Below are 16,001 nucleotides of genomic sequence, written 5' to 3' on the forward strand. Positions count from 1 at the left end.
GATTTGAGCAGCGAACGAGCGAAACGAAGTGAGTGAGTTCAAATCTTCGTCAGGTCACTCCTTCGTTCGGTCCTGACGTGCCCCACGCTCGCTTCGCTCGCGTGGGACTCCGTCGGGACGCTCACTGCGTCGCTGGCCGACTCCGTCGACCGACGGGACCATCGGTCGCTCTATTCGCGACCTGACGTGCCCCGTGCTTACTGCGTTCGCACGGGAGTGGACGTTTCCGCTGACGCCACGACGACGAGGCGCTCACTCCTCCCGCGCCCGCCGCTTCCACTCGCGTTCCTGCCGGCGCTCCGTGACGTGCCGTCGCCCGTCCGCGAGTCGGTCGTGCACCTCGTCGCCGTACGCCACCACGTCCTCCAGAAACGTCGTCTGGAACTTCTCGAGGATGTCGTAGGACCACCTGCCGGCCGTCGCCCCGTCGCCCTCGCAGGGCGGCACGACGCCGCGCGGGAGGTACTCGTCCCGCAGGCGGTCGGCGAGCCGTCGGTGCCCGGCCTCCCGCAGTCGTTCCTCGGCGACCGCCAGGTGGTCCATCGCCCGCCCGGTGCTGTGATGGAAGGCGACGAGGTGGCCGTGCGCCCGGTGGAGGTGTTCGACGCCCAGTTCGACCTCGTGAAGCGCCTCGCGCTCGGCGTCGGTCAGGTCGATCTCGTTCTCGCTCATGTGTACTGGTACCACGCGGCGCGGCTTGTGGGTTGCGACGGCGCGGTTTTTCCGTGTCCGCGCCGAAGGCTCAGCATGGACGCGTCGCTCCGGGCCGGCATCGCGCTCTACAACGACGGCGAGCACCGCGCGGCCCACGATCCGTGGGAGGGCGTGTGGCTCGGTCTCCCGGACGGCACCGACGACGAGCGGTTCCTCCACGGCCTCGTCCAGTTCACCGCGGCGATCCACCACGCCCGAACCCGCAACTGGAGCGGGGCCAGCGGCCTCGCGGCGAGCGCCGGCGACTACCTCGACGGGCTGGCATCGCCGTATCGCGGCGTCGACGTGGCGCCGCTCCGGCGCGCCCTCGCGACGCTCGCGGCCGACCCCGAGGTCGCCGAGCGGCGGCGTCCGCCGCCGATCCGTCACGAGGGTCGGGTCCCCGGACTGGCAGACCTGCGCTTCGAGGCGGCCGTCGAGGCCGCCGGGGCGCTGGCCGACGAGTACGACTACGACCCCGCGGTCGTCGACCGCGCCGCCGCGTTCGCCCGCGAGGAGATCGAGGCCGGCGAGCGGACGCTGTTCACGTCGACGCTGCTGGAGTTCGTCGCCGCCGCCGAGCACCGGGGGCTGGTCTACCGGCGACTCGCCGAACACGTCGAGCGACGGGAGCGGGAGTTCGACGACGTGGCTGGGCTGTTCGAGACGGAGTGACGCTCAGACCAGCGAGACGGCGTACGCGAGCGACGAGAACAGCATGAGGCCGGTGAGGACGAGGGCGATCAGTTGCTGTCGATCCATATGGCTTCGTTCGCCTCCGGGGGTGAGTAGCTTTCGGCCGCCGTTCGTGACTCGTTACGCATCGTCCTTCGGATCGCCCGCGAGCGTGTACGCCGCGGAGTCGTCCCGCGGGTCGTAGCCCAGCACCTCCTTCGCGCGGTCGATGGAGTAGTACTTGCGCTCGTTGTCGGAGATGCCGTAGACGATTTCGTACTCGTAGTCGGCGCGGATGCAGCGGTCGAAGAGGTGGGCACAGTCCCGATGTGAGAGCCACATCGCCTGCCCGCGCTCGTAGTTCCGGGGCGGGTGTCCCTCGGTGAGGTTGCCGATGCGGACACACACCACGGAGAGGTCCTCCGTGTCATGGTAGTAGCGCCCCAGCGTCTCGCCAGCGGCCTTGCTCACGCCGTAGAGGTTGCCGGGGCGGGGGAGTTCCGTCCCGTCGAGCAGGTAGTCGTCGTCGGTGCGGTACATCTCGGGGGTCCGCTCGCCGGTTTCGTAGGCGGAGACGGCGTGGTTCGAGGAGGCGAAGGCCACCTTCTCGACGCCCGCCTCGACCGCCGCCTCGAACACCGTCTGGGTGCCGTCGATGTTGTTCTCCAGCACGGAGTTCCAGGGGGCCTCGGGCCGCGGGTCGCCCGCGAGGTGGACCACGGCGCCGACGCCGGCCATCGCCTCGACCATCGCCTCGGCGTCCGTCACGTCCGCGACGACGACGTCGTCGTCGGTCACGCCCGGCGGGAGGCGGTCGCTCGACAGGGGTTCCCGGTCGAGGAGTCGCCACTCGTGGGCCTCGCCGATCCCGTGCAGGATGGCCTGCCCGACGCGTCCGCCCGCGCCCGTCAGTAACACCGGGTCGTCCATTCGTGTGGCGTTGGGACGACCGAGACCAAGTAAGGACCGATTCGACGTCGGGCGACAGGCCTTACCACCGCCCGCACGTCGGGCCGGCATGGTCAGCGACGCCCAGCGGGCCTGCTTCGAGGCGGGCATCAAGTTCGGATCGCTCTACCACCAGTTCGCGGGCACGCCCGTCTCCCCCGACAGCGCCGCGAGCCTCGAGGCCGCGATGGCCGAGGCCATCGAGAACCAGCCGTTCTGCGCGTCGGTCACCGTCGACATCGACGAGGCGGCGCTCTCCGAGGCGGCCGACGAGCACGGCTACGTCGAACTCACCGGCCGGTTCATGGAGGTGGCAATGCGGATCGAGTACGAGGGCGTCGTCGTCGACACGGAGATGGTCATGGAGGACGGCTATCCGTTGATGCGGCTGGTCGCGGTCGAATAGGCGGCTCACACCGCCGAGCCCCTCCGTTTCACTTTCACTTTCGGGCGTGCGTTTAACTCACACGCCGGCGAACTCCCGGACATGAGTCAGACGACGCTCGGCGACGACGAACTGTTCGGCGAGGCCGCGGACGAGATGCGCGCGGACGTGGAGGAACACCTCGCGGCGGCGCGGGCGGAACTCCCCGACGCCGACGAGATCTGGGAGACCGAGGCGGACAACGTCCTCGGCGTCCTCAACGGCCTCCGGTCGGCGCTCGACGCCGGCGAGGCCGAGGACCACCTTCGCCAGGCCAAGAAGTGGTACACCATGGGTGAGCGTGCGGACGCCTTCGAGGACGCCGCCGACCTCGCGGCCGCCATCGAGGACCTCGAGGCCCTGATCGAGACCATCAGCGAGGCTCACGACGACGCGAGCGACCTCGCGAACACGGTGCCGGAACTCCGCGGCTCGCTCGAGGACCTCGACGCCGACGAGGAGTGACTACCGATCGGCGGCCGCCGGCGGGTCGCGGTCGGCCACCGCCGTCAACAGCCGAGCGAGCGAGTCGGCCGCCAGATCCAGCAGTTCGTCGCCGCGCTCGGCGTCGCCGGCTCCCGGATCGCCCACCACCCCGTTCTCGGTGAACTCGTCGGAGTCGTGGGCGAGGTTCGTCCCCGTTCCCGGCACCCAGTCCCCCCACTTCTCGCTCGCCCGCTCGCGGGCCTCCGCGATCCGGTCCTCCCTGACGAGTTCGGGATGGGTCGCGCGCAACAGCGCCGTCTCCAGCGGCCCGCCGTGGCCCATCTCGGAACTGTGGTCGCCGACCGCCTCGAACCACGTGAAGGGGACGGCGTAGGCGTCGTCGTGGCGGGAGACCCTCGCCGTCACCTCGCCGAGCGCCGGGACGTTCCCGCCGTGGCCGTTGACGACGACGACGCGGTCGAAGCCGTGGTGGGCGAGGCTCCCGATCACGTCACGGACGTAGTCGCGGAAGGTGTCGGGCGACGCCCAGAGCGTCCCGTCGAAGCGGCGGTGTTCCTCCGCGACGCCGACCGGCACCGTCGGCGCGACGACGGCCTCGCCGTCGTGGCGGTCCGCACCCGCCGCGGCCACCGTCTCGGCGTGGTAGGCGTCGGTTCCGAGGGGGGCGTGGGGGCCGTGCTGTTCGGTGCTCCCGACCGGCAGGAGGGCGAGGTCGGTGTCGGCGTCGCGCACGTCGGTCCAGGTCGCGTCGCTGAGGTGCATATCCGTTCCTCGCGGGCGAGCCCCTTCAACGGCCCGTCGTCGCGGCCTGCGTTCGCAGGCCGGTAGCATTAGGAGTGTGGCCACACGACCCCCGGACGAACGGTGTCCGACCCAGTCGATGACCGAGCCGACGACCGCCGACCCGGACCTATCCGCGTGCTCCACGTCGACGACGACCCGGAGTTCGTCGAGATGGCGGCGACCTTCCTCGAGCGCGCGGACGACCGACTCGCCGTCGAGACGGCGACGAGCGCCACGGAGGGACTGGACCGACTCGCCGACGGGCGGATCGACTGTGTGGTCTGCGATTACGACATGCCGGGGGCGAACGGCATCGAGTTCCTCAGAGCCGTCCGCGAGGAGCGGACGGCACTCCCCGTCATCCTCTTCACCGGGAAGGGCTCGGAGACGATAGCCAGCGAGGCCATCTCCGCCGGCGTGACCGACTACCTCCGGAAGGGAGCGAGCCCCGAGCGGTACGAACTGCTCGCCAACCGGATCGAGAACGCCGTCGAGGCCTCCCGATCCCGGCGGTTGCTCGACGAGCGGACCCGCCGGCTGGAGACGCTCATCAGCAACCTCCCCGGCGTCGTCTACCGCTGCCGGAACGACCCGGCGTGGCCGATGGAGACCGTCGAGGGCGAAGTCGAGACGCTCACCGGCTACACCGCCGGGGAACTGGAGCGCGGGGCGGTGAACTGGGGCGAGGACGTCGTCCACTCCGAGGACAAGACGGCGACGTGGGAGTCCGTGCAGGAGGGGCTCGCGGCCGACGGGACGTTCGAGGTGACCTACCGGATCGTCACCGCGGACGAGCGAACGAAGTGGATGTGGGAGCGTGGCCGGGCCGTGGCGTCGCCCCCCGACGGCGACGACGTGCTGGAGGGGTTCATCACCGACATCACGGACCGCAAGGAGCGGGAGCGGGAACTCGAACGGCGGACCGCCGAACTCTCGGAGTTCGCCAGCATCGTCTCCCACGACCTCCGCAACCCGCTGAACGTCGCCCGGAGCCGCGCGAAACTGGCCCGACGGGAGTGCGACACCGACCACCTCGATCACGTGATCCGTGCCCACGACCGCATGGGGACGCTGATCGACGATCTGCTGACCCTCGCCCGGAGCGGCGACCGGATCGCCGAGACGGAGCCGGTCGACCTCGCCGCCCTCGTCGAGCGCTGCTGGACCGACGCCCCCACCGCCGACGCGACGCTCGTCGCCGACACCGACCGGACGATCCGGGCGGACCGGAGCCGACTCCGGCAGCTCGTCGAGAACCTCGTTCGGAACGCGGTGGAACACGGCTCGACGAGCGACCGACGCGTCACCGACGGCGCCGACCGCGGATCGGGCGACGGTCGGACGGCGCCCGACGGGGCGCCGGACGGCGAGGGCTCCGCGGCGACCGTCACCGTCGGCGATCTGGACGACGGCTTCTACGTCGCGGACGACGGTCCCGGGATTCCCGAGTCGCACCGCGACGACGTGTTCGACCCCGGCCACTCGACGGCCGAGGAGGGCACCGGATTCGGGCTGTGGATCGTCGCGCAGGTGGCCGACGCCCACGGCTGGACGGTCGACGTGACCGAGGGCGACGGCGGCGGCGCACGCTTCGAGTTCACGGGCGTCGACATCGTCGACTGAGACTCAGTCGTCGTCGGACTCCGTCCCGCTCCCCGGGGCGCGTAGCTCCCCGTCGTCGAGGTCGGTCCGCGCCCCCCGCCGCGTCGCTCGCTCGACGAACTCCTCGGGAAGGTCGTCGATTTCCCCGGCCTGCACGCCCCAGAGGTTGGCGTAGAGCCCGTCGGCCCCGAGCAGTTCCTCGTGGGTGCCGCGCTCGACCACCTCGCCGTCGTCGAGGACGACGATGGTGTCGGCGTCTTTCACCGTCGAGAGGCGGTGCGCGACGACGAACGTGGTGCGGTCGGCGGTCAGCCGATCCAGCGACCGCTGGATCAGCATCTCCGTCTCGGTGTCGACGTCGCTGGTCGCCTCGTCGAGGACGAGGACGTCGGGATCCTTCAGCATCGCCCGCGCGATGGCGAGGCGCTGACGCTGGCCACCCGAGAGCTTCACGCCGCGCTCGCCGACCATCGTGTCGTAGCCGTCGGGCAGGTTCGAGACGAACTCGTGGGCCTCGGCGGCCTCCGCGGCGGCCCGCACCGCCTCGTCGTCGGCGTCGAAGGTGCCGTACGTGATGTTCTCGCGGACGGTGCCGTAGAAGAGGAACGTCTCCTGGCTGACGTAGCCGACGGCGCTCCGGAGGCTGGCGAGGGTCACGTCGCGCACGTCCTGTCCGTCGACCCTGATCGACCCCTCGTCCACGTCGTACATCCGGAGCAGGAGCTTCAGCGCCGTCGACTTCCCGGCACCGGTCGGCCCCACCAGCGCGAGCGTGTCCCCGCCCGCGGCCTCGAAGGAGACGCCGTCGAGGATGGGCTCCTCGTCGTAGCCGAAGGTCACGTCGTCGTACTCGACTCGCCCCGCGTCGACGACGAGTTCCGTGGCGTCGGGGGCCTCGTCGATGCCGGCGTTCTCGTCCATCAGCCCGAAGATGCGGGCGGCGGAGGCGTACGCCCGCTGGTACATGTTGATGATCTGCCCGAACTGCGCCATGGGCCAGATGAACCGCTGGGTGTAGAGGATGAAGGCGACGAACTGGCCGGGGCGGAGTTCGCCGGTGAACAGCCACGGCCCCTCCCCGCGGAACACCCAGAGGCCGCCGACGGTGAAGGTGAGCGCGAAGCCGACGCCAGCGAGCACCCGGAGGCCGGGGAAGAACTTGATCCGCGTCTCGATGGCGTCCCAGTTGGCGTCGAAGTAGTCGCCCGACACCTCCTCGACCCGGTCGGCCTCGTAGCCCTCGGTGTTGCTCGTCTTGATGACCTGGATGCCGCCGAGGTTGTTCTCCAGCCGGGAGTTCACCTGCCCGACCGTCGAGCGCACCTCGGCGTACTTCGGCTGGATGGTGTCGACGAAGCGGTAGGTGAAGACGGCGATCAGCGGCACGGGCAGGAGGGCGACGACGGCGAGTTGCGGGTTCATCCACAGCAACAGCGCGGCGATGCCGACGACCATCACGCCCAGCCGGAAGGCGGCGTTCAGGCCGTCGTTGAGGAACCGCTCCAGCCGGTTCACGTCGTTCGAGAGCACCGACATCATCTCCCCCGTCTGCTTGTCGGCGAAGAACGTCATGTTGAGCCGCTGCATCGCGTCGTAGGTGTCGGTCCGGACGGCGTGCTGGACGTGCTGTGCGAAGCGGTTCCACCCCCAGTTTCGCACCCAGTGGAGGGCCGCGCCCCCGAGGAACGAAACGAGGACGACGCCGACGATGAACCAGAACTGCCGCTCGGGATCGGTCGGGAGCCACGCGTCCGGCACCAGCGGTAGTTCGAAGGGCCCCTCGTCGAGGAAGATGGCGTCGACCGCGACGCCCAGGAGGAGCGGGGGCAACAGGTCGAGCATCCGGGCGAGGATGCTGGCGACGACGCCGACGGCGAAGAGGCCCGACCGCTCCCGGCCGTACTCGGCGAACAGCCGCCGCATCGGGTTGGCCGTCCGCGCTCGCTGTTCCTCGAAGGGGTCGTCGTCCGCCGGGACGTCCATCGTCGTCTCTGGGGGGCGAGCGGCCAAAAGGCTGACCCGCCGCCGACAGTTATCATTCGGAATAACGGGGGCGGAGCCGTTTTCACTGCCTCTCCCTCTCGGGATGATATGTCTGACGCCGCGGACATCGAGGCCGACCTCGAGCAGGACGTCCACGAGGACATCGCACAGGAGATCGACCGGCAGGCCGGCTACGGCCACGAGGCGGCCAGCGAGATCCAGACCTCGCTCGCTGAACTCCAGGGGAGTTCCGAGGAGATCGCCGACCGGACCCGGACGATCACCGACCACACCGCCGAACAGTACGAGCGCATGACGGAGGTGGCAAGCGAGATATCGAACCTGAGCGCCGCCGTCGAGGAGGTCGCGTCGTCGGCCGAGCAGGTGGCGACGGCGAGCGAACAGGCCGCCGACCTCACCGGCGAGGGTCACGAGGCGGTCCAGCGCGTCGCCGCCGCCATGGAGCAGATCCAGGAGTCGACGGAGCACGTCGTCGAGGACGTCCGCGCCGTCGAGGACGCGGTCGCCGAGATCGACGAGGTCGTCGACATCATCAACGACATCGCGGACCAGACCAACCTGCTGGCGCTGAACGCCAACATCGAGGCGGCGCGGGCGGGCGAGGCCGGCGAGGGCTTCGCCGTCGTCGCCGACGAGGTCAAGACGCTCGCCGAGGAGTCACAGGAGCACGCCGCCGACATCGAACGCCGGGTCGACGGCATCCAGGACTCCACCGCGACCGCCGCCGAGAGCCTCGACGAGACGCGAGACGCGGTCGGGGAGGGGGTCGAGGCGGCCGACGACGCCCTCGACATCCTCGACGACATCGACTCCTCGGTCTCCGAGGTGAGCGACGGCATCGACGAGGTGGCCGAGGCGACGGACGAACAGGCCGCCGGCCACGAGGAGATCGCCAGCATGACCGAGAACGTCACCGACGACGCCGAACGCGTCGTCGACGAGGGCGAGGAGATCGCCGCGGCGGTCGACGACCAGACCGAGCGGATCGAGGACATCGACCGCGCGGTCGAGGATCTGGTCGCCGAGCTATAGCGACCGCGCCTCGACCGTCGGATCGATCCCCGCGGCGTCGAGGTCGACCCGGACCCGCTCGCGGAGCGGGTCGGGCACCGTCTCCCGCCCGACCGGCACCGCCGTCTCCCCGTCGCCTTTCACCTTCCAGTAGAGGACGCAGTCGCTCGGGGCGTAGTACTCGACGGCGTATCGCTCCCCTTCGCCGTGGTAGTGGACCCGGGCCGCGAACCCCTCGGCGTGCCACCCCTCGCGGTCGGCGAGCGCGTCGACTCCGGTCATCGATCCTCGATCCGCAGTCGGTCGCCCACGTCGACGCCCGTTCGGTTCGTGTAACCCATCGGTACCTCCAGGACGTACTTCGACCGCCCGGCGTACTCCGTCAGGTCGCCGTCGGACTCCAGCGGCGCGTGATGGATCGTCGTGACGGTGCCGTTCGCCGCCACGAACACCATATCGAGCGGGAAGTCCATGTCCCGCATCACGTAGGCGTGGCGCGCCTCGTCGTCGTGGACGAACAGCATCCCCTGACCGGGTTCGAGCGCCGTGGTGTCGCTCAGTCCGACGTAGCGTTTGGGAAACGTGTCGGCCACCCAGACGTCCACCGCCGCCAGCCGCGTGCCGTTCTCGTCGACGAGGTAGACCGTCGTCGTCTCGTAGCTACTCCCGGGCGTCGACACCGGCGTCGACGCGCGCTCGTCGGTCGCGGTGGTCGTGTCCGTGGCCGTCGGGTCCGGGCCACCCCCCGCTCCCGCACAGCCAGCGACGGTGACGAGGGCGAGGAGGCCGACGGCGAGCAGCGTCGCACGGCGGGACATAGTGGACGAATCGGCCGCGCCGGGGTAAGCGTTTCGCGGCCGGAGACAGAAACCGTTATTCGGCCGGGGAACGGTGTCCCGACGAGGGCTCGTGGTCTAGTTGGTTATGACGCGGCCTTTACAAGGCCGAAATCGGTGGTTCGAATCCGCCCGAGCCCACTCGGATTTTGCGACGAGTCGAACGGCGAGTCGCACATCCGCGACGGGAGGACGGTTCGAACCAGACGAGTCGCGCGCAGCGAACGCAGTGAGCGAGCACGTCTCGGCGAGGTTCGAATCCGCCCGAGCCCACTCGGATTTTGCGACGGGCCGACCGGCGCGGGTCGAATTCCGTCCGTGGACACCCTCACGCCGCCCGCGCCGTCGCCTCGGCCTCCTCGGTGCCCTCGGGGACGTCCACGGAGAACGTCACCCGCTTTCGCTCGTCGGCCTCCATGTTCGTCGTCTGCGTCTCGTCGAGGAGGACGGTCCCCTCGCCGTCGAGGAGTTCCAGCGTCACCTCGACGTCGCCGGCGGCGCCGTCGTTCTGCACGACGACGAAGACGTCCGTCTCGCCGAACAGGGCGTCGATGCCGCCATCGATCTCCGTCTCGACGACGGTCGGATCCGGCGACGAGAGGGCCCCACAGCCCGCGATCCCCGTCAGCAGCGCGACGCCGAGCCCCCCGACGACGGTCCGTCTGGTGTGCATGGGTGGGCGTTGTCGACAGGCGGATAAGGGCCTTCTGGCCCCCGTGGCTCCCGCGACCGTCCGGCGAGCGCCGGTATCGACCGCCACGCCCCGTCTCACAGCAGCCGGATCAGCGAGTTCTCCACCTCGCCGGCGACGGTGACGAGGCGGCCCTCGCGGCGGAACTCCTCGATGGGCTGGCCGGCGTGGCGCGTTCGGATCTCCTCCTCGACGGCCGCCCGGTCTATCGCCGCGTCCGGCGGGAGGACGTACGCCCGCTCGGCCCACGAGGTCGACTCCCGAACGTCGAGCCGTCGCCCCGTCGCGACGGCCGAACTCAGGGGGTAGTCCTCCGCGGCGGGTTCGAGTTCCCGCCCCGTGACGTAGTCGGCCGTGCCGAACCCCTCGACGAGGGCCGCCAGCGCCTCGTCCTCGTCGGTGCGGACGGCGCCGCGTCGGTGCTGGTCGAGCGCCGACGCCAGGGGCGCCGTCGCCGACGCGTCGGCCCCGATGCTGACGAGGACGTCGGGGTGGAGGCCGACCACGCGAACCTGCCCCTCCGCGGTTCGGACGAGGCGCTGCACGCCGTCGACGGCGCCGTCGGCGTCGAAGCCCGCGGCGACGAGCGACTCCCGGAGCGCGCGGGGGTCGAACGAGCCGCCGGCGACCCGGTAGGACTCGCCGGCGACCCGGGAGTGGTTCACCGTGAGGACGGCGTCGATGGCGTCGACCGGCACCTCGACCCCGAAGTACGACGCGGTCCGCTGGCGCCAGTACCGGTCCAGCGACGCCGCGAACGACTCGCTGGCGTCCGCCCGCACCGCCGACAGCGAGAGGTGGGTGAACTCGTAGGTGCCCGGCGTGGCTGGCGTGGGCGCGACCAGCCACGAACGGTAGGGCGAGAGCGAGCGGGTGCCGGTCTCCGGCGTGGGGCGTGGCGTGGCCGTCTCGGTCGCCGTGGCGGTTCGCGTCGCCGACTCGGTGGCCGTCGCCACCGGCGTCGCCGGCCCGGTGGCCGTCGCCGCCGAGGACCCGGACTCCGAACAGCCGGCGAGACCGCTCGCGGCGGCCGTGAGCGCCCCGAGGGCGCCGCGGAGGTACTCGCGCCGGTGCATCGCCCCGCGTTGGGACCCGGGGGACTTATACTCGTTCCCGGTGCCGGCGAGCGGCCGCCTCCGCCGTGAACAAAGCCTTTACCGGCGCCGGCGCGTAGCGAGGGCCAATGGTACTCGACAATCTCGGGAGTTCCCTCCGCGGCACCCTCTCGAAACTCCAGGGGAAGTCCCGCCTCGACGAGGACGACGTCCAAGAGGTCGTCAAGGAGATCCAGCGCTCCTTGCTCCAGGCCGACGTGGACGTCGACCTCGTGATGGACCTCTCGGAGTCGATCGAGACGCGTGCGCTGGAGGAGGAGCCGCCCGGGGGAACCTCCGCCCGGGATCACGTCCTGAAGATCGTCTACGAGGAACTGGTCGACCTGATCGGCGAGTCCACGGAGCTGCCGCTGGAGCCGCAGACGATCCTGCTGGCCGGCCTCCAGGGCTCGGGCAAGACCACCTCCGCCGCGAAGATGGCGTGGTGGTTCTCGAAGAAGGGGCTCCGCCCGGCGGTCATCCAGACCGACACGTTCCGCCCCGGCGCGTACGATCAGGCCGAGCAGATGGCGGATCGCGCCGAGGTGGAGTTCTACGGCGACCCCGAGTCGGACGATCCGGTCGAAATCGCTCGCGAGGGGCTGGACGCGACCGCCGACGCCGACGTCCACATCGTCGACACGGCGGGTCGGCACGCCCTCGAGGACGACCTGATCGACGAGATCGAGGAGATCGAGTCGGCGGTCGACCCCGACCGGTCGCTGCTCGTCCTCGACGCGGCCATCGGACAGGGGGCGAAAGAGCAGGCCCGGCAGTTCGACGACTCCGTCGGCATCGACGGCGTGGTCATCACGAAACTCGACGGGACGGCGAAGGGCGGTGGGGCGCTCACCGCGGTCAACGAGACGGACTCCTCGATCGCCTTCCTCGGCACCGGCGAGACGGTGCAGGACATCGAGCGCTTCGAGCCCGACGGCTTCATCTCCCGGCTGCTGGGGATGGGCGACCTCAAACAGCTCTCGGAGCGCGTCGAGCGGGCGATGGCCGAGACGGGCGAGGAGGACGACGACTGGGACCCGCAGGACATCATGGAGGGTTCCTTCACGCTGAAGGACATGCAAAAGCAGATGGAGGCGATGAACAACATGGGTCCGCTGGATCAGGTGATGGACATGATCCCCGGTATGGGTGGCGGGCTGATGGACCAGTTGCCCGACGACGCCATGGACGTGACCCAGGAGCGGATGCGGACCTTCGACGTGGCGATGGACTCCATGACCGACGAGGAACTGGAGAACCCCCGCGTCATCGGTCAGGAGCGCGTCGAGCGCATCTCCCGCGGTGCCGGCGTCCCCGAGGAGTCGATCCGCGAACTGCTGGAACAGCACAGGATGATGGAGCGCACCATCAAGCAGTTCCAGGGGATGGGCGACGGCGACATGCAGCGCATGATGAAGAAACTCCAGCAGGGCGACGGCGGCGGTGGCGGCATGGGCGGTATGGGCGGCATGGGTCCGTTCGGCTGACGCTCCGCCCCCGCGGTGTCCGGCTCCGCCGGCACGCCGCGTTCCGACACCTCTCGCACGCGTCCGGCGGCTCCCACACCGAACTCCGAGCGCCGTTCTCGGCGCCGCCGTGGCCGTCGCTCTCGCGGCCACGCGGTAGCCCCCCGACTTTTCATCCCGGCCCGCCTTGACACCGACGATGACCGTCCGCGAGGTCGCCGTCGAGGCCTACCGCGAGGCGCTTCCGGCGCTCGGCGCCAGCCTCGTCGGCGGCCTCCTCGCCGGGGTCGTCCTCGGCGGGATGCGCGCCGACCTCCGTGCCGTCGAGGGGTTGCTCGTCCTCGTGCCCGCGCTGTTGGCCACCCGCGGCAACGTCTACGGCTCGCTCGGCGCGCGCCTGGCGACCGGCCTCCACCAGGGGCTGATCGAACCCCGTGTTCGCGCCGGCGACCCGCGCCTCCGGGCGGCCGCGGCGGCCGCGCTCGTCAACGGCATCTTCACCTCGCTGTTCGCGGCGACGGCCGTCTTCGCCATCCTCTCGACGTTCGGGATGCCCGTCGCCGCGCTCGGCCGCCTCCTCGGCATCGCCCTCGTGGCCGGCCTGCTCTCGGGCGCCACGCTCGTCGCCGTCGTCGTCACCGTCGTCTTCGCCGGCTACCGCCGGGGCCACAACCCCGACACCCTCGTCGGGCCCCTCGTCACGACCACCGGCGACGTGTTCGGCGTCCTCTTTCTCCTGATCGCGGTGCGAACCGTCGCGCTCGTCCTCGGGGGTGCCTGAGTGGCGACCGACTGGACCGTCCGCGCCATCACGCGGGCGATGCTCCCCGTGCTCCTCCTCCTGACCCTCGTCGAACTCGGCAGCGGGCTCGTGCTGGGGAGCTTCGAGGACACCCTGCTCCGCCACCCCTCGCTGCTCGTCCTCGTCCCCGTCACCATCGGCACCGCTGGGAACCTGGGGAGCGTCCTCGCGGCCCGCCTCTCGACTGCCTTCCACCTCGGGACGCTCTCCTTCTCGCCGGCCGACGAGACGCTCGCGGGCAACGCCGTCGCCACCGTCGCGCTCGCCGCCTCCATCTTCCCGCTCGTCGGCCTCGGTGCGTGGGGGCTGAGCGCGCTCACCGGATCGACCGACCTCTCGCCGTGGACCGTCCTCGCCGTCTCGATGGCCAGCGGCCTCTCGCTCGCGCTGCTCGCCGTCGTCGTCACCGTCGTCGCCACCTACGCCGCGTACCGCCTCGAACTCGACCCCGACGACGTGGTGATCCCCGTCGTCACCAACACCTGCGACGTCCTCGGCGTGGTGCTTCTCTACCTCTCGGTTCTGCTGTTCGTCCCACCCTGACTCAGACGACCCGAACCGTCCGCTCGCGGGGGCCGTCACACTCCACGAACAGGACGGACTGCCACCGGCCGAGCGCGAGGGACCCGCCGTCGACCGGTATCGTCGCCGACGGTCCGAGCAGGAGCGCCCGCAGGTGCGCGTCGGCGTTGCCGTCCAGTCGGTCGTGCTCCCACCCCTCGTCCGGAACCAGGTCCGACAGGAACGTCTCCACGTCCTCCAACAGCCGGGATTCGGCCTCGTTGATCGCGACGCCCGCGGTGGTGTGCTCGACGAAGACGGTGACGGTGCCGTCGGCGTCCGCGGGAACCGCGGCGGCGACCCGGTCGGTCACGTCCACGACGTCGAGGCGGGCGTCGGTCGAGACGGTGAACTCCATGCGCCGCGTTGGGCGCGCGCACCGAAAACGTCCCGCCCGTGACGTGTCACCGCAGGCCAAGTTATTCGGTACCACGACACGTACGCCGACCCATGGCCGACAGCCGCGAGTACGAGTTCGAGGGGCACCGACCCGACATCGACCCGGACGCCCGCGTCAGTCACGAGGCGACGCTCGTGGGCGACGTGCGCGTCGGCGCCGACGCGAGCGTCTGGCCCGGGGTGGTCCTCCGGGGCGACGTGGGGCCGGTCGAGGTCGGGCGGGAGTCACACGTCGGCGACAACGCCGTCCTGCACGCCTCGACGGTCGGCGACCGGGTGATGGTCGGCCACGGCGCCATCCTCAACGAGTCGGTCGTCGGCGACGGCGTCCTCGTCGGGTTCAACACGACGGTCAACGCCGAGGTGACCGTCGGGGACCGCTGTATCGTCGCCTCCGGGACGGTCGTTCCCGAGGGGTACGACATCCCGTCGGAGTCGTTCGTCCGGGGCGTGCCCGCGACGGCGACGCCGCTCTCCGAGACGACCATCGACGCCGACTCCATCTTCGAGGAGTACAGCACCGGGGAGTACACCGGACTCGCCGCGCGCCACACCGATCTCTTTTAGCTGAATTCACTCGGGCCGAACGGGGTTTCCGTCCTCGGTCGGCGGCGCGACGTGGTCGACGAACGCCTCCACGTCGGGGTCGTGGACCGTCACCTCCACCTCGATGTCGCCGAGTTCGGCCGGGTTGCCGACGGCGAAGTTGACGACGCCCTCGAACGCCGCCTGCTTCTTCAGCGCGAACGCGAAGCCGTCGGCGTCCGCCCGGGCGAAGAACTGCTTGCGGGCGGTGTCGAGGATCTCCTGTTCGTGGAGTCGCTCCGAGAACCGCTCCATCGAGTGGGCCTCGGCGACCAGTCGCCCCGGTTCCGACTCGATGTCGGCGTTCGGGAACAGGTTCCGCACCGCGTCGGCGACCCGGTCCGTCACCTCGGTGTCGCGGACGGGCGCGACCACCCGCACGTCGATCCGGTGGATCATGGCTCGGCCTCCACGGCCAGCAGGTCGCGGATCCGCTCCCGGAACGCCGCCAGCGATCCCGTGTTCTCGACGGTCACGTCCGCCCGGTCCATCACCTCGCCCATGCCGAAGCCGAGTTCCCGCCGCTCGCGTTCGCGGAGCGACTCGCGGTCCAGGTCGGTGTCGTCGCGCCCCCGGTCGGCCAGCCGGGCCGCCCGGGTCTCGAACGGTGCCTCGATGCTCACGAGGAGGAAGTCGTCGCCGAACGCCTCCTCGAAGCGCTCGGCCTCGACCGGCGAGCGCAGGCCGTCGATCAGCACCGTCTCCGCGCCGTCGAGGGCGTCCTCGATCAGCGGGAGCGATCGCTCGGCGATGGCCGCCTCGCCCTCCTCCTCGCGGAGCGCCTGTGCCACCGCGCCGTGGTGTTCGGCCGGGTCGACCCCCCGGTCGCGACACGCCCGCCGGATCACGTCGCCCATCGTGACGACCGGCACGCCCGCCTCGCGCGCGACCGCGGCGGCCTCGCCCTTGCCACTGCCGGGAAGCCCCACGGTGCCGAGTACCTTCATCGACCGTCCGTACCCGCCTCGTGGCCTTATACC

General features: G+C 70.7%; 20 protein-coding genes and 1 tRNA gene. 10 read left to right on the forward strand and 11 right to left on the reverse strand.

The window, feature by feature from the left end; genetic code table 11:
• Positions 1-252: 252 nt before the first annotated feature.
• Complete coding sequence (locus NBT67_RS13225; protein WP_251342238.1) at positions 253-672, reverse strand: hypothetical protein; 420 nt, start codon at positions 670-672, stop codon at positions 253-255.
• Between the two features lie 75 nt (positions 673-747).
• Between NBT67_RS13225 and NBT67_RS13230 the strand changes: the two genes are divergently transcribed.
• Positions 748-1,368, forward strand: a complete 621-nt coding sequence (locus NBT67_RS13230) for a DUF309 domain-containing protein (protein ID WP_251342239.1) — start codon at positions 748-750, stop codon at positions 1,366-1,368.
• Positions 1,369-1,509: 141 nt separating this feature from the next.
• Here NBT67_RS13230 and azf read toward each other — a convergent pair whose 3' ends face one another.
• On the reverse strand, positions 1,510-2,298 hold the full coding sequence (gene azf / locus NBT67_RS13235; protein WP_251342240.1) for an NAD-dependent glucose-6-phosphate dehydrogenase Azf: 789 nt from the start codon (positions 2,296-2,298) through the stop codon (positions 1,510-1,512).
• Between the two features lie 88 nt (positions 2,299-2,386).
• Between azf and NBT67_RS13240 the strand changes: the two genes are divergently transcribed.
• Together NBT67_RS13240 and NBT67_RS13245 are read left to right on the forward strand one after the other, a co-directional pair.
• Entirely contained in the window at positions 2,387-2,722 is a 336-nt protein-coding gene (locus NBT67_RS13240; RefSeq protein ID WP_251342241.1) for a dihydroneopterin aldolase family protein, read from the forward strand.
• Between the two features lie 81 nt (positions 2,723-2,803).
• Positions 2,804-3,205: a DUF5790 family protein gene (locus NBT67_RS13245; RefSeq protein WP_251342242.1), complete on the forward strand. Its 402-nt coding sequence runs from the start codon at positions 2,804-2,806 to the stop codon at positions 3,203-3,205.
• Here the strand turns inward: NBT67_RS13245 and NBT67_RS13250 are convergent, their stop codons facing one another.
• The gene (locus NBT67_RS13250) at positions 3,206-3,949 is read right to left on the reverse strand and encodes a creatininase family protein (protein ID WP_251342243.1); all 744 of its coding nucleotides are present in this window, start codon (positions 3,947-3,949) and stop codon (positions 3,206-3,208) included.
• A 156-nt stretch (positions 3,950-4,105) separates the two neighbouring features.
• On the opposite strand from NBT67_RS13250, the gene NBT67_RS13255 reads away from it, so the two are divergent.
• A complete protein-coding gene (locus NBT67_RS13255; RefSeq protein WP_343218018.1) occupies positions 4,106-5,593 on the forward strand; it encodes a sensor histidine kinase in 1,488 nt (495 codons plus the stop codon).
• 3 nt (positions 5,594-5,596) lie between these two features.
• On the opposite strand, the gene NBT67_RS13260 is transcribed toward NBT67_RS13255, so the two are convergent.
• The gene (locus NBT67_RS13260; RefSeq protein WP_251342244.1) at positions 5,597-7,555 is read right to left on the reverse strand and encodes an ABC transporter ATP-binding protein; all 1,959 of its coding nucleotides are present in this window, start codon (positions 7,553-7,555) and stop codon (positions 5,597-5,599) included.
• 108 nt (positions 7,556-7,663) lie between these two features.
• Between NBT67_RS13260 and NBT67_RS13265 the strand changes: the two genes are divergently transcribed.
• The gene (locus tag NBT67_RS13265; protein WP_251342245.1) at positions 7,664-8,608 is read left to right on the forward strand and encodes a methyl-accepting chemotaxis protein; all 945 of its coding nucleotides are present in this window, start codon (positions 7,664-7,666) and stop codon (positions 8,606-8,608) included.
• On the opposite strand, the gene NBT67_RS13270 is transcribed toward NBT67_RS13265, so the two are convergent.
• Positions 8,603-8,869: a DUF7538 family protein gene (locus NBT67_RS13270; RefSeq protein WP_251342246.1), complete on the reverse strand. Its 267-nt coding sequence runs from the start codon at positions 8,867-8,869 to the stop codon at positions 8,603-8,605. The genes NBT67_RS13265 and NBT67_RS13270 overlap by 6 nt on opposite strands.
• Positions 8,866-9,405, reverse strand: a complete 540-nt coding sequence (locus NBT67_RS13275) for a DUF192 domain-containing protein (RefSeq protein WP_251342247.1) — start codon at positions 9,403-9,405, stop codon at positions 8,866-8,868. Before NBT67_RS13275 ends, NBT67_RS13270 begins: the two co-directional genes overlap by 4 nt.
• Before the next feature lie 85 nt (positions 9,406-9,490).
• Between NBT67_RS13275 and NBT67_RS13280 the strand changes: the two genes are divergently transcribed.
• Positions 9,491-9,564, forward strand: a tRNA-Val gene (locus NBT67_RS13280).
• A 187-nt stretch (positions 9,565-9,751) separates the two neighbouring features.
• Here the strand turns inward: NBT67_RS13280 and NBT67_RS13285 are convergent.
• Positions 9,752-10,096 (reverse strand): hypothetical protein, encoded by a 345-nt coding sequence (locus NBT67_RS13285; protein WP_251342248.1) that lies wholly within the window; start codon positions 10,094-10,096, stop codon positions 9,752-9,754.
• 95 nt (positions 10,097-10,191) lie between these two features.
• Entirely contained in the window at positions 10,192-11,190 is a 999-nt protein-coding gene (locus tag NBT67_RS13290) for a hypothetical protein (protein ID WP_251342249.1), read from the reverse strand.
• A gap of 107 nt (positions 11,191-11,297) precedes the next feature.
• Between NBT67_RS13290 and NBT67_RS13295 the strand changes: the two genes are divergently transcribed.
• The 3 genes from NBT67_RS13295 to NBT67_RS13305 all read left to right on the forward strand — a co-directional run bounded on the left by NBT67_RS13295 (position 11,298) and on the right by NBT67_RS13305 (position 14,019).
• The gene (locus NBT67_RS13295; RefSeq protein ID WP_251342250.1) at positions 11,298-12,695 is read left to right on the forward strand and encodes a signal recognition particle protein Srp54; all 1,398 of its coding nucleotides are present in this window, start codon (positions 11,298-11,300) and stop codon (positions 12,693-12,695) included.
• 178 nt (positions 12,696-12,873) lie between these two features.
• Positions 12,874-13,455, forward strand: coding sequence for a magnesium transporter (locus NBT67_RS13300; RefSeq protein ID WP_251342251.1), 582 nt, complete (start codon positions 12,874-12,876; stop codon positions 13,453-13,455).
• Complete coding sequence (locus NBT67_RS13305; RefSeq protein WP_251342252.1) at positions 13,456-14,019, forward strand: magnesium transporter; 564 nt, start codon at positions 13,456-13,458, stop codon at positions 14,017-14,019.
• 1 nt (position 14,020) lies between these two features.
• On the opposite strand, the gene NBT67_RS13310 is transcribed toward NBT67_RS13305, so the two are convergent.
• Positions 14,021-14,395, reverse strand: coding sequence for a secondary thiamine-phosphate synthase enzyme YjbQ (locus NBT67_RS13310; protein ID WP_251342253.1), 375 nt, complete (start codon positions 14,393-14,395; stop codon positions 14,021-14,023).
• Between the two features lie 92 nt (positions 14,396-14,487).
• Between NBT67_RS13310 and NBT67_RS13315 the strand changes: the two genes are divergently transcribed.
• The gene (locus NBT67_RS13315) at positions 14,488-15,003 is read left to right on the forward strand and encodes a gamma carbonic anhydrase family protein (RefSeq protein WP_251342254.1); all 516 of its coding nucleotides are present in this window, start codon (positions 14,488-14,490) and stop codon (positions 15,001-15,003) included.
• 6 nt (positions 15,004-15,009) lie between these two features.
• Here the strand turns inward: NBT67_RS13315 and NBT67_RS13320 are convergent, their stop codons facing one another.
• Both NBT67_RS13320 and NBT67_RS13325 read right to left on the reverse strand, forming a co-directional pair.
• Positions 15,010-15,420, reverse strand: coding sequence for an RNA-binding domain-containing protein (locus NBT67_RS13320; protein WP_251342255.1), 411 nt, complete (start codon positions 15,418-15,420; stop codon positions 15,010-15,012).
• Positions 15,417-15,968: an AAA family ATPase gene (locus NBT67_RS13325; protein WP_251342256.1), complete on the reverse strand. Its 552-nt coding sequence runs from the start codon at positions 15,966-15,968 to the stop codon at positions 15,417-15,419. The genes NBT67_RS13320 and NBT67_RS13325 overlap by 4 nt, the downstream gene beginning before the upstream one ends.
• Positions 15,969-16,001: the final 33 nt, after the last annotated feature.

The sequence above is a fragment of the Haloplanus sp. GDY1 genome (assembly GCF_023703775.1).
Classification (GTDB): Archaea; Halobacteriota; Halobacteria; order Halobacteriales; family Haloferacaceae; genus Haloplanus; species Haloplanus halophilus.